Origin of the sequence: Serratia grimesii NBRC 13537 (assembly GCF_001590905.1) — a bacterium.
GTDB classification, from domain to species: domain Bacteria; phylum Pseudomonadota; class Gammaproteobacteria; order Enterobacterales; family Enterobacteriaceae; genus Serratia; species Serratia grimesii.
In genome coordinates this window covers 23,227-36,773 of record NZ_BCTT01000011.1, presented here as the reverse complement: position 1 = coordinate 36,773, position 13,547 = coordinate 23,227, and the positions used below count along the sequence as shown (strand labels likewise).

Below are 13,547 nucleotides of genomic sequence, written 5' to 3'. Positions count from 1 at the left end.
TTTTTATTGGCATCAATTCAAGCTGCGATTAACGCCATTCTTTGAAGCGGTTGATCAGCGCATTGGTTGAGCTGTCATGGCTGCTTACCGCTTCGTCACCCGCCAGTTCAGGCAGAATACGGTTAGCCAACTGCTTACCCAGCTCCACGCCCCATTGGTCGAAGGTGAAGATGTTCAGGATCGCGCCCTGGGTAAAGATCTTGTGTTCATACAGGGCGATCAGGCTGCCCAGGCTGAACGGCGTGATCTCACGCAGCAGGATGGAGTTGGTCGGGCGGTTGCCTTCAAATACCTTGAATGGCGCCACGTGCTTGACCTCTTCCGGCGTTTTACCCTGTGCCGCAAACTCGGCCTCTACCACTTCCAACGATTTGCCAAACGCCAGCGCTTCGGTCTGTGCGAAGAAGTTCGACAGCAGTTTGGCGTGGTGGTCGCTCAGCGGGTTGTGGCTGATGGCCGGTGCGATAAAGTCGCAAGGCACCAGTTTGGTCCCCTGATGGATCAACTGGTAAAACGCGTGCTGGCCGTTGGTGCCTGGCTCGCCCCAGATGATCGGGCCGGTCTGGTAATCCACTGGGTTGCCGTTGCGATCGACATACTTACCGTTGGACTCCATGTTGCCCTGCTGGAAGTAAGCAGCAAAACGATGCATGTACTGGTCGTAAGGCAGGATAGCTTCGGTTTCTGCACCGAAGAAATTGTTGTACCAGATACCGATAAGTGCCAGCAGCACCGGCAGGTTTTTCTCTGCCGGTGTTTGCGCGAAATGCTTGTCCATCTCATGCGCACCGCTCAGCAACTGCTCGAAGTTTTCATAACCCACGGACAGCGCAATCGACAGACCTATTGCAGACCATAGAGAATAACGGCCACCAACCCAGTCCCAGAATTCGAACATATTGGCAGTATCGATGCCGAATTCACCCACCGCTTTGCCGTTGGTGGACAACGCCGCGAAGTGTTTCGCCACGTGTTTTTGATCGCCGGCAGTCTTCAGGAACCAGTCACGCGCGCTGTGGGCGTTGGTCATGGTTTCCTGCGTGGTGAAGGTTTTTGACGCCACCAGGAACAGAGTCGTTTCCGGATTCAGCGCTTTGAGCGTTTCGGCAATATGGGTGCCGTCAACGTTAGAAACAAAGTGCATATTCAGGTGGTTTTTGTACGGACGCAATGCCTCGGTCACCATATAAGGGCCAAGGTCCGAGCCGCCGATACCAATGTTCACCACGTCAGTAATGGCTTTACCGGTGTAACCTTTCCAGTCACCGCCAATCACGCGGTCACAGAACTGTTTCATTTTGGCCAGCACCGCATTCACTTCCGGCATCACATCTTTGCCGTCAACGATAATCGGGCTGTTGCTACGGTTGCGCAGGGCAACATGCAGCACCGCACGGTCTTCGGTACGGTTAATTTTCTCACCGGCAAACATGGATTTGATCGCACTTTGCAGATCAGTCTCTTTCGCCAGTGCCTGCAGCTTCTCCAGGGTTTCCGCGGTAATGCGGTTTTTAGAGTAATCCACCAGCATCTGATCGTTGAAGGTGGCGGAAAATTTGGAGAAACGCTCACTGTCCTGAGCAAACAGATCGCTGATCTGTACGTCTTTCATCTGTTCAAAATGTTGCTGCAGGGCTTGCCAAGCAGCGGTTTGACTAGGATTGATATTTTTCATAGCAACACTCTTAGGCTTGAGAATAAATGTGACGTGGTTGTCCGATTGTAGCCTGTTCGACTGTGATTATGATCTCTTTTCTTGCGATAGGTGCTAACTGTTAAACGCAGCCGCATCGTTTCAGCTCTTCCCCTATACTTTTGGATAATAGCCTGTTATCAGGGTTACTTAACTGTCACTAAACTGTGTCAGATTATCACCACGTCATTGACGTAATTAGGCTAAGGATGCGCGGCCAACCAGGCTGTAGTTTGAAAGACGAAGGACATTACTATGGAATTATCTGCCCCGTTGATGTTGGTGGTTATTGGATTAAGTTCGTTATTAGCACAGTGGTTAGCCTGGTTATTACGCTTGCCGGCCATTTTGCCACTGCTGGTATTTGGTATCGTGCTAGGACCGGTGGTGCACCTGGTTCAGCCAGATGCGCTGTTCGGCGATCTTCTGTTCCCGCTGGTGTCGCTGTCGGTCGCCATTATTCTGTTTGAAGGAGCGCTGACACTACGCGTCGAGGAGATACGTGGTCTCGGCGGCGTGGTGCGCAATCTGGTCACCATCGGTATGCTGATCACATTCCTGGTGATCGGTGTGGCCTGCTGGTGGCTGCTGGACTTTCCGCCGGAACTGGCTGCGCTGATCGGCGCAGTCACCGTCGTCACCGGTCCAACAGTCATTGCCCCGCTGATGCGTGTAGTGCGGCCAAATGCCAATATCAACCAGGTACTGCGCTGGGAAGGCATCGTGATCGACCCGGTCGGCGCTATCTTTACGCTGCTGGTGTTTGAATTTATCGTGCTGAAGCAGCATTCAGAATCCTATACTCACCTGTTCTACACTCTGGGCATTACCGCCGCTGTCGGCCTGGTCGCTGGCGCATTATTCGGTTACCTGCTGGGCCTGGCACTACGCCGTGTTTGGCTACCACGCTACCTGCAAAACCTTGCAGTACTGGCAATTATGCTTACCGCCTTTGGCGTGTCTAATGCCATTGCCGACGAATCCGGCCTGCTGACCGTCACGGTGATGGGTATCTGGCTGGCCAATATGCGTGATGTGGATACCAGTGACATACTGGCCTTTAAAGAAGAACTGTCGGCAATCCTGATTTCGGCGCTGTTTATCATCTTGGCCGCGCGGCTTGATGTCCAGGCACTGTGGAACATGGGCTGGCCGCTGCTGGGTCTGCTTCTGGTGGTGCAGTTTATCGCCCGTCCACTGTGTATTGCTGTGTCAACCTGGCGCTCGTCCTTGCACTGGCGCGATCGCCTGCTGCTGTGTTGGATAGCTCCACGCGGCATCGTCGCCGCTGCGGTGAGTTCATTATTCGCCCTGACATTGCAACGCAGCGGTTACCCAGGCGCCGATCGTCTGGTGACCGTGGTATTTGCCGTGATCATTGGTACTGTGGTGCTACAAAGCCTGACCAGTGGCATGATGGCGCGCTGGTTGCGGGTTCAGCAGCAAAAACCACGTGGGGTGCTGATCGTCGGAGCCAATAGCGTGGCACGCATGCTGGCACAGGCACTGATGAAAATGAATATCCCGGTGATTGTTACTGACAGTAGCTGGGAATATTACCGCCAGGCACGAATGGACGGCATTCCCGCGTATTATGGACATGCTTACTCCGAACACGCCGAGAACTTCCTTGATCTCAGCGATACTGCGCAAGTGCTGGCACTGTCGCCCAACCGCCATCAGAATGCACTGGCGGTCTATCACTTCGGCCATATTTTTGGCGACGGGCAGGTGTTCGCTATCCGCTCCGGTGCCCCACTGAAAGGTCGCGGCAACAGTGGCGAAAGCTCACGCTTCCGTCGACATGAAGTTTTGTTTAATCAAGAGGCCACCTACGGGCGGTTAAGCAGCCTGATCGCTCACGGGGCGACCATCAAAGCCACCAAACTAAACGAGAACTTTGGCTGGCTGGAGTATCTTGAGAAACATCAGGGTGTTATTCCGCTATTCAGTCAGCGGGAGGACGGCACACTGCAGCCGATCGGTTCCGGTTTCGTCCCAGCGATGCCCTGTACGCTGATTGCACTGGTACAAGATGAAAATCCCTCAACGTCTGGACGTTGACAGCAGCGCGATTACCGGCTATTCCTAACAGCCTACTTGCACACCCCGTGTGCAAGCCAGAAGAGGTGCGTCGCCCAGGTAGAGTGTCAGAGGAGCCGTTCTCCAATGACGACGCTTGAGGGGGAGCGACGCCGAGGTAAGGTGATGCGCGGCATTCATCATATCGGCTACAGGGGCTGAATCCCCTGAGTTGTCACCAGGGATTGTCCGTAAGGGCAGTCAGCAAGGTGGGGCGCTTCTGGGTGTATCGTAGCGTTAACCTCTACGCCTGCCCCCTGTTTATCGCTCCTCCCTTGTGCCAAGGCTATGAAAAAAGCGCTCTCTGAATAGAGCCACCCTGACACGAGGTTTTTACATGAACCAAGCAGCACCCCAGAATTCCACCGTTGTCGCCAAATTCGGCGGCACCAGCGTTGCTGATTATGAAGCCATGAATCGCAGCGCCGACGTCGTCCTATCCAATCCGGACGTACGTCTGGTGGTCTTGTCCGCTTCCGCGGGCGTCACCAATCTGTTGGTGGCTCTGGCCGAAGGCAGTGATGCCGACAAGCGCACTTACCAGCTCGATGAAATTCGCCGCATCCAATACGCCATCCTTGATCGTCTCGACAACCCGGCCGTGATCCGCGATGAAATCGACCGCATGTTGGAAAATATCGCCATGCTGTCTGAAGCAGCGGCACTGGCGACCTCAACAGCGCTGACCGACGAACTGGTCAGCCACGGCGAATTGATGTCTACCCTGCTGTTCGTTGAGATCCTTCGCGCTCGCAACGTGCAGGCAGAATGGTTTGACGTACGTAAAGTCATGCACACCGATGACCATTTCGGGCGCGCCACACCGGACAGCGCAGCGCTGAGTCAATTAGCCCAAACGTTACTCAAGCCGCGTCTGCAGGAAGCGTTGGTGGTCACTCAAGGCTTTATCGGCAGCGAGCCAAAAGGCCGCACAACTACGCTAGGCCGCGGCGGCAGCGATTACACTGCGGCACTGCTGGGCGAAGCGCTAAGTGCCAGTCGCGTGGATATCTGGACCGACGTGCCGGGCATCTACACCACCGATCCACGCGTAGTACCCGCAGCAAAACGCATTGATAAAATCGGTTTCGAAGAAGCTGCGGAAATGGCGACCTTTGGTGCAAAAGTTCTGCACCCAGCGACTCTGTTGCCAGCTGTTCGCAGCGATATCCCTGTGTTTGTCGGCTCAAGTAAAGACCCTTCCGCCGGGGGCACCTTGGTGTGTAACACAACCGAGAACCCACCGCTGTTCCGCGCACTGGCACTGCGCCGTAAGCAAACCCTGCTGACACTGCACAGCCTTAACATGCTGCACGCACGCGGTTTTCTGGCCGAAGTGTTCAACATTCTGGCACGTCATAATATCTCGGTGGATTTGATTACCACTTCCGAAGTCAGCGTCGCACTGACAATGGATACAACGGGTTCAACCTCAACGGGTGGTAGCCTGTTAACGACCTCACTGCTGACCGAGCTGTCGTCTCTATGTCGGGTGGAAGTAGAAGAAAATCTGGCTCTGGTAGCGCTGATCGGCAATAAGCTTTCCCAGGCCTGCGGCGTGGGTAAAGAGGTGTTCGGCGTACTCGACCCATTCAATATCCGCATGATTTGCTACGGCGCCAGCAGCTATAACCTGTGCTTCCTGGTTCCAGGTAACGACGCCGAGCAAGTAGTACGCACCCTGCATCACAATCTGTTCGAATAAACTATTATCATCCCTTGCGGGCGCAGCATGCTGCGCCCCTACATCTAAAAAATCAGTTCATAACCGTAGGGGTTCAGTCCGCTGAACTCGCAAAAAAACACAACTCCACCCCATCGTTCTATTTGGCTAAGGAAAACCTCATTCATGCTGGCAAAATTTACCCGATTATTCCCCCTGTGGGCGGTGTTGCTCGCCGTCGCCGCCTACTTCACACCCACCACCTTTACCGGTATCGGCCCCTTCGTCAGCCCGCTGCTGATGCTGATTATGTTCGCCATGGGCGTCACGCTGCGGCTGGATGACTTTAAGCGCGTGTTATCTCGTCCTGGTCCAGTGGCGGCGGGGATCTTTCTGCATTACCTGATCATGCCTCTGGCGGCCTGGCTGCTGGCGATCCTGTTCCATATGCCACCGGATCTTTCCGCTGGCATGGTGTTGGTCGGTAGCGTCGCCAGCGGGACCGCTTCCAACGTCATGATCTATCTGGCAAAAGGCGATGTTGCGCTGTCCGTGACCATCTCAGCGGTTTCTACGTTGGTCGGCGTCTTCGCAACTCCACTGCTGACCCGCTTATACGTTGATACCGAGATCAGCGTCGACGTCATGGGTATGCTACTCAGTATTCTGCAGATCGTGGTGATCCCTATCGGTCTGGGGTTGATCGTCCATCACACCTTCACCAAAACGGTCAAACGTATTGAGCCTATCCTGCCGGCGCTGTCGATGATCTGTATTTTGGCCATCATCAGTGCCGTAGTGGCAGGCAGCCAAAGTCATATCGCCTCGGTTGGGCTGGTGGTGATCATCGCGGTGATCCTGCATAACGCCATCGGGCTGTTGAGCGGTTACTGGGGCGGCAAGCTGTTTGGCTTTGACGAGTCCACCTGCCGTACGCTGGCGATTGAGGTGGGTATGCAAAACTCCGGGTTGGCGGCCACATTGGGCAAAATCTACTTCTCACCACTGGCTGCACTACCGGGTGCCCTGTTCTCTGTGTGGCATAACCTGTCCGGTTCGCTGCTGGCGGGTTACTGGTCCGGTCGGCCGATCAACAAAAAATAATTTCACTCCGGGGCGCAAATGACTGCGCCCCATCTTTCTACGAAATTTCGTATTTCCCACTGGTCGGATTGTCAGAATAATCCCCATCCTCTATTATCCCACCGATAAATAAAAACTCAGATTCTTCTTATAACTGCCGATAACCGCCTATAACGACAAGAGCGGGAAAAACAATTAATTTACTTTTTTAATTACCTTCTTGTGATTAATAAACGCAGGTTTATTAGAAATAAAAACAAGCAGACTAATTATTATTTAGAAAAATAAAAACCCACATTCTTATTTGCCACAAGCAAAAAAGAACCCCGCAATGTGATCGTCGCTCGCTGTTTCGGGCCGGCTGCTGGCCGTCCGTTTATTGACCTCATGGATTGAGTTGGCCGTTTTTCGGCTTCTCATAATGGATTGTAATGATTAAAAAAACCGCTGCCCTGGTGATGCTGTTCAGCACCGCAATACCTGCTGCAACCCTGCCGGAAATGGAACATTTCTCGCCGATGGGTGAATCACGTCGTGCCCTGCAAGACGGTACGCGTGAAGTGAATCAACAGATAGAACAACGACGCTACCAACAACTTAAGCAGCAGCAATTACTGGCAGAGCCCGAGCCTGCTGTACCCGCTCTACCGCTATCTGCCCAATGCTTGCCAATCGGTGGAGTGTATCTGCAGGGTATTACCTTACTGTCAGAGAAAGATTTGGCGTCGCTGACCGCACTACCACAGCGTTGTATCAGCAGTAATGACATCAACCTGCTGACGCGCGAATTAACCCGTTTATACCTTGATAAAGGCTATATCACTGCCCGCGTACAATTTATTCGCCCCAATGCTGAAGGGGAGTTAGGACTACGGGTTACCGAAGGATTTATCGAGAAAATAGAAGGCGGCGATCGCTGGGTTAACAGCCAATTATTATTTCCTGGGTTGGAAGGGAAACCACTGAAATTAACCCAACTTGATCAGGGGTTGGATCAAGCCAATCGTTTGCAATCGAATAAAACCCGATTAGATATATTACCGGGCAGTCAAACCGGCGGTTCAATTATTCGGTTGCAAAACCGACATACCAAGCCTTGGCTGCTATCAGCCACACTAGACAATTACGGCCAAAAAAATACCGGCCAGTGGTTGGCACGTAGCACGGCAACGCTCGACAGCCCATTCGGCTTGTCGGACTTTGTGAGTCTCAATGTTGCCGGTACGCTGAAAGATCCATCACAACGTTATAATCGCGCCTATACCCTGCTCTATTCCCTACCCTACGGTGCTTTTACCTTCAGCGGCTTTGCCAGCTATTCACAATACATGAACCGCCAACAGCTGGTGTTCAACAGCTATAAACTGCACGGCCAGACCCAACAATATGGCCTGCGCAGCGATTATGTGTTCTACCGCGATCGCGATCAGATTAACGCTCTGAGCGGTCAGCTGACCCATAAGCGCATTAACAACTATTTTGACACCGTCCGTATCAACCTCGGTAGCCCGACGCTCAGTCTGTTCGAGCTAGGGGTCAACCATCTGCAAATCTTACCCAGCGGCCTGATCAGCGCCAACCTTAGCGTAGAGCAAGGTTTACCTTGGTTTGGTGCCGACCGTCACGGCGGTGACGGGATACCCGATGCTCAATTTACCAAAGGCAAGCTGTTCGCCAACCTCACTCAACGTTTCACGTTGGCCGGCTCCAATTACCAGCTGAGTCACCTGCTGTACGGGCAATACAGTCGCGATCGCTTACCCGGTGTGGAATGGCTCAGCCTGACGGATCGTAGCGCGATCCGTGGCTTCAGTCGCAGCACGTTGTCCGGCGATAACGGCTGGTATCTGCAAAATACCTTGTCCCGCAGCTTCAACCTGGGCCAAAGCACGCTTACCCCACGCATCGGCGGCGATGTCGGCCGGGTGCTACCGCGTGACAATCGGCCATCGGGCTGGCAAAGCAGTGCCGGTTTGAGTGCCGGTGCCACCCTTCGCTATCAGCGAGCGACTCTCGACGTCGAAGCCAGCCGTGGTTGGTTATTGTCCAGCCACGCAATGCCGGACGATCCGATCCAGGTGCTGGCACGCTTTTCGTACACATTTTAATCAGTAGTTTTGCAGTAACACAGCGATATACGGAGATACATGGATGAAAAATAATAACTTCAGGCTTTCGGCGGCGGGTAAGTTGGCCGCTTCACTGGCGATCATTCTCGCCTCACTCAGCGCCAGTTATGCCGGAGAGATCGTGGCGGCTAACGGAGCTAACGGCCCTGGCGTTTCCACCGCGGGTAACGGTGCGCAGGTAGTCAATATTGTGACGCCCAATGATCACGGGTTGTCACACAATCAATATCAGGATTTCAATGTTAACCAACCCGGTGCAGTGCTGAATAACTCACTCGACCCAGGGCTGTCTCAGCTGGCGGGCCAATTGGGTGCCAACCCCAATCTGGCGGGCCGTGAGGCCAGCGTCATCCTTAACGAAGTTATCAGCCGTAACCCGTCTCTGTTACATGGCCAGCAAGAAATCTTTGGTATGGCAGCCGACTATGTGTTGGCCAACCCGAATGGGATCAGTTGCAGTGGTTGCGGCTTTATCAATACCAGCCGTTCATCACTGGTGGTAGGTAACCCGCTGGTGGAAAATGGCATGTTGCAGGGTTACAGCACCCTGGGCAATCGCAACACCCTGAATCTGGACGGCACACTGAACGCCGGTGGCGTGCTGGATTTGATCGCACCGCGCATCGACAGCCGCGGTGAGGTGATTGTCGCCCCGGTATTTGATAAGAAAAGCGGGAAAATGGTGTCGGATATCAACGCCATCAGCGGACATAACCGCGTATCGCGCGATGCGCAGGTGCTCAGCAGCGAACAACCGATAAGTGCATTGGACAGCTACTATCTTGGCAGCATGCAGGCCGGGCGCATCAACATCATCAACACGGCGGCCGGCAGCGGCGTGAAACTGGCAGGCAAACTGTTGGGCAGCGATGAGATCCGGGTGAAAGCCTACGACATCCGTGCAGAAAGCCAGATTCGTGATGACAGCAGCAACCGCAACAGCGGTGAGAACTACCAAAACTATCGCGGCGGTATCTATATCAACGACCGCAGCACTAGCCAAAAACTGGTCCGTACTGAGCTCAAAGGCAAAAACATCAGCCTGCTGGCTGATAACAGCAACCACCTGACTGCGACCGATATTCGTGGCGAGGAGGTCAAATTACAAGGTGCCAATCTGACGCTCGACGGTCAGCAATTAAAGCAGACTCAGGGCCACACCAACGATCAATGGTTCTACTCTTGGCAATACGATGTCACCCGTGAAAATGAGCAGCATCAACAAGCCGGCAGCAGCATCAGCGCCAGCAAAAATGCCACGCTGACCGCCACCGAACAGGATGTGAAGCTGTTGGGGGCCAGTGTTACGGCAGGCGACGCGCTAAACATCGAAGCCAAGCGCGATGTACAGCTGAGCGGGTTGGTCGAGCGGGATAAAACCAGCGAACGGGGGTATCAGCGTAATCATACCTCCAGTCTACGCACCGGCAGTTGGAGCAACAGCAACGAAACCGAAAGCTTGAAGGGCAGCGACTTGCGTGCCGGTGGCGATCTGACGCTGACGGCTGGCAACATGCTGGAGACCCAGGGAGCCAAAGCGCATGCGGGACGTAACTTGACGGCGAACGCCAACGATCGCATCAATATCAACGTACAAAAAACTGCCAATGCGAAGACCGTTCGTGACAACAAAACCTCATGGGGTGGTATTGGCGGTGGCAATAACCAAGACAACAGCAACCGCAGCGAAGTCAGTAATGCCACCGAACTGACCGCCGACGGTACTCTGCGACTGAACGGTCAACAGGGCGTAACCATTACCGGCAGCAAAGTAAGAGGTAAGCAAGGTGGTTTTGTCGAAGCCACTTCAGGCGGTCTGCGGATCGACAATGCCCTCAGCACCACGGTTGATAAGGTTGATGCCCGTACCGGCACCGTCTTCAACATCACCAGCAGTTCGCAGAAGTCCAATAACAGCCATCAACAATCCACCGCCAGTGAGCTGGTTTCCGATACCAACCTGCAGTTGGTCAGTAAACAAGATACGGATGTGGTGGGCAGCAAAGTGACCAGTACCGGTAAGCTCGACATCAACGCCGGTGGCAATATCAATGTCAGTTCTGGGGAACAGCAACAACGCATTGATGAACAGAAAACCGCACTCGCCATTAACGGCTATGCCAATGAGAAAGGTGATAAGCAATACCGCGCCGGTTTCCGCATCGAACACACCAGCGACAGTGAAAAAACCACCCGCAATGAGCAACAGTCGTCGACATTGAGTGGTGGCAGCGTAGCGCTGAAAGCAGATAAAGACGTCACCTTCAGCGGATCCAAACTGGTAACTACCCAAGGTGACGCCAGCATCAGCGGCGATAACGTCTCCTTCCTGGCGGCGGAGAACAAAACCACCAGCGACACTGAACAAACCAAAGTTGGCGGAGGGTTCTACTACACCGGCGGTATCGACAAAGTCGGTTCCGGTATCGAAGGGGGTTATGAGAACAGCAAGACTCACGCGCAAAACAGTAAAGCCGTGACATCAGCCAGCGACGTCAAAGGCAATCTGACGATTAATGCCAAAGACAAGCTGACTCAGCAAGGTGCGCAACACCAGGCTGGTGGTAAATATCAGGAAAATGCCAATAGCGTTGCCCATCTGGCCGCCACCGACAGCGAAAGCAGCAGCACTCGTAAAACAGATGTCGGTGTAGACATCGGTGCCAACGTGGATTACAGCGCTATCAGCCGCCCTGTAGAGCGTGCCGTGGGTAAGGCGGCCAAGTTGGACGTCAACGGTGCGATTAATGATATTGGCAGCATCGGCTTACCTAATGTGGGCATCGATGTCGGCGCCAACGGCGGTACCAGTGAGAAAAGTAGCAGCAGCTCACAAGCCGTAGTCAGCACCATTACCGCTGGCGAGATTGATGTTAAAACCCCCGGTGAACTGCTGGATCGTGGGACAAAATATCAGGCAACCCAAGGCGCAGTGACGCTGGCAGCGGACAGCCACCGCAGCGAAGCAGCGGAAAACAGCCAACAGGAAAGCCAACGTGACACTCGCGGCAATGCCAGCGTTCGTGTTTATACCAACACCGGTAACGATCTGAACGTCGATGCCAAAGGTGACGGCGGTAATAAACGCAGTGAAAACACCGGCAGTCAGGCGGTCACAGGCGGTATCACCGCAGCCAATGGCATTAACATTAACGTCAAGCAGGACGCCGTTTATCAGGGGATTTCACTGGATGCCGGCACGGGTAAAGCGCAGGTGACGGCTGAAAACGGCAACATCCGTTTCGACCAGGCGACCGATCGCAGCCATGAAAGCCACAACGACTTCAATGTCAAAGTGTCGGCCAAAGGCGGATCCACTCCGGAAACCAAAAACGTCGGCGGTGGGCTGGGCGGCGGTCGCAGCGTGGGTGAAAGCGACAGCAGCAACGCACAGGTCAGTAGCATCGGCGGCCAACAAGGCGTGGAGCTGGAGGCCGGTCGTGGGTTGACGCTGCAAGGCAGCAATGTCACCAGTCAGGGCGACATCACGTTGAAAGCCGGTGATAAGGTCGCGGTGCAAGCGGCAAAATCACACCAGACACGCAAGGACGATACGCTGTCTGGCAATATCGATATCGGCGGTAACAGCACCGATAATGACAAAAAGAGCGCGGGTGGCATTTCCTTCGGTGGTGCATTTGATATCGCCAAAGTGGATGAATCTTCCACAACCCAGCAAGGTGGTAAAATCACCAGCGGCGGAGCCGTAAACATTACCGCCAAGGGCAAAGACGAGCAGGCTTTACATCTACAGGGGACCGAGATCAAAGGCAGCAGTGTCGTCTTGAACGCCGAACAGGGTGGCGTGATATTGGAGTCGACACAAAACCAGGAACAGAAAAACAACTGGAATCTGGGGCTGAAGGCTAATGCTAAAGGCGGGCAATCTTTCAACAAGGATGCAAACGGCAAGATCGACGCCACCAGCGGCAGCGACACCCATACTCTGGGGGCTGGGGTGAAGGTCGGCGTGGATAAACTACAAAAAACCACCCAAGGCAATAGCGTGATCAGTGCTGGAGAAGTGACGCTCAACAGTGGCAAAGATACCACCTTGGCCGGTGCTCAGGTCAATGCTGACCGTGTACAAGGCAATATTGGCGGCGATCTGCATGTCGAGAGCCGCAAAGATAGCGAGAGCAGCGTGAAGGTCAATGTGGATGTCGGTCTTAACCACACCAATGATCCAGCCAGTAGTATCACCTCCAAGTTGTCCAAAGTGGGTACGCCGCGCTATGCCGGTAAAGTGAAAGAGAAATTGGAAGGCGGTATCGACAAGATTGCGGATGCCACCACTGACAAGTACAACAGCGTGGCTCGTCGTCTCGATCCGAAGCAGGATACCACCGGAGCCGTCAGTTTCAGCAAGGCCGACGGGGGTAAGGTCACTCTACCGGAAACCTTGGTAGGTGAAAAAGAAAAGGCACCACTATGGGATCGCGGCGCTCGCTTCCTCGGCAACAAGTCCAAGGAGAGCCTGACCGGTCCTGCCGGACTGCAAGGCCAATTCAAGGTGAACGCCGATGTCGTCAATAACGATGCAGTTGGCGTGAAATCCTCCATTAACGGAAAAAATGACGTGGCACTGAATGTTCAGGGCACGACCCATTTGACCGGCGGCGAAATCCGCAGCCAACAAGGCGAAGTAACTCTGGGTAACGGTAAGCTTGAACAGCAGGATGTGACAGGCAATCGCTATCAGGGTGGCGGCCATCTTGATGCCGCAGCCTCTGTCGGCGGACTGTTGGGTATCGCGGGTAAAAGCGTGGTGAACCTGGAAACGCCGATCGGCGGCTACGGCAATAGCCAAGCTGCCGATGCTAAGGCTGGCGTCTTTTCAGGTAAGTAGTTTACGGTAATTAACCTGAGTCATGCCCCCGGCTAAACCGGGGGCATT

Annotated in this window: 6 protein-coding genes and 1 riboswitch; of the genes, 5 read left to right on the top strand and 1 reads right to left on the bottom strand. The window is 54.0% G+C overall.

The annotated features are described in order from the left end of the window. Positions 1 to 28 precede the first annotated feature (28 nt). Positions 29 to 1,675 (bottom strand): glucose-6-phosphate isomerase, encoded by a 1,647-nt coding sequence (pgi, locus tag SGR01S_RS14110; protein ID WP_061807776.1) that lies wholly within the window; start codon positions 1,673 to 1,675, stop codon positions 29 to 31. A gap of 273 nt (positions 1,676 to 1,948) precedes the next feature. Between pgi and SGR01S_RS14105 the strand changes: the two genes are divergently transcribed. The 5 genes from SGR01S_RS14105 to SGR01S_RS14085 all read left to right on the top strand — a co-directional run bounded on the left by SGR01S_RS14105 (position 1,949) and on the right by SGR01S_RS14085 (position 13,499). After that, entirely contained in the window at positions 1,949 to 3,757 is a 1,809-nt protein-coding gene (locus tag SGR01S_RS14105; RefSeq protein ID WP_037416079.1) for a cation:proton antiporter, read from the top strand. A 52-nt stretch (positions 3,758 to 3,809) separates the two neighbouring features. Then, a riboswitch (Lysine riboswitch) is annotated at positions 3,810 to 4,003 on the top strand. 109 nt (positions 4,004 to 4,112) lie between these two features. After that, on the top strand, positions 4,113 to 5,480 hold the full coding sequence (gene lysC, locus SGR01S_RS14100; RefSeq protein ID WP_037416076.1) for a lysine-sensitive aspartokinase 3: 1,368 nt from the start codon (positions 4,113 to 4,115) through the stop codon (positions 5,478 to 5,480). A 144-nt stretch (positions 5,481 to 5,624) separates the two neighbouring features. Next, entirely contained in the window at positions 5,625 to 6,542 is a 918-nt protein-coding gene (gene panS / locus SGR01S_RS14095; RefSeq protein WP_061807775.1) for a ketopantoate/pantoate/pantothenate transporter PanS, read from the top strand. Positions 6,543 to 6,952: 410 nt separating this feature from the next. Then, positions 6,953 to 8,629: a ShlB/FhaC/HecB family hemolysin secretion/activation protein gene (locus SGR01S_RS14090; RefSeq protein ID WP_061807774.1), complete on the top strand. Its 1,677-nt coding sequence runs from the start codon at positions 6,953 to 6,955 to the stop codon at positions 8,627 to 8,629. 43 nt (positions 8,630 to 8,672) lie between these two features. Further along, on the top strand, positions 8,673 to 13,499 hold the full coding sequence (locus SGR01S_RS14085) for a hemagglutinin repeat-containing protein (RefSeq protein ID WP_061807773.1): 4,827 nt from the start codon (positions 8,673 to 8,675) through the stop codon (positions 13,497 to 13,499). Positions 13,500 to 13,547: the final 48 nt, after the last annotated feature.

Bases quoted from the DNA above. Each gene is read 5' to 3' on its own strand.
- pgi (WP_061807776.1), bottom strand. From the start codon at position 1,675: ATGAAAAATATCAATCCTAGTCAAACCGCTGCTTGGCAAGCCCTGCAG.
- SGR01S_RS14105 (WP_037416079.1), top strand. From the start codon at position 1,949: ATGGAATTATCTGCCCCGTTGATGTTGGTGGTTATTGGATTAAGTTCG.
- lysC (WP_037416076.1), top strand. From the start codon at position 4,113: ATGAACCAAGCAGCACCCCAGAATTCCACCGTTGTCGCCAAATTCGGC.
- panS (WP_061807775.1), top strand. From the start codon at position 5,625: ATGCTGGCAAAATTTACCCGATTATTCCCCCTGTGGGCGGTGTTGCTC.
- SGR01S_RS14090 (WP_061807774.1), top strand. From the start codon at position 6,953: ATGATTAAAAAAACCGCTGCCCTGGTGATGCTGTTCAGCACCGCAATA.
- SGR01S_RS14085 (WP_061807773.1), top strand. From the start codon at position 8,673: ATGAAAAATAATAACTTCAGGCTTTCGGCGGCGGGTAAGTTGGCCGCT.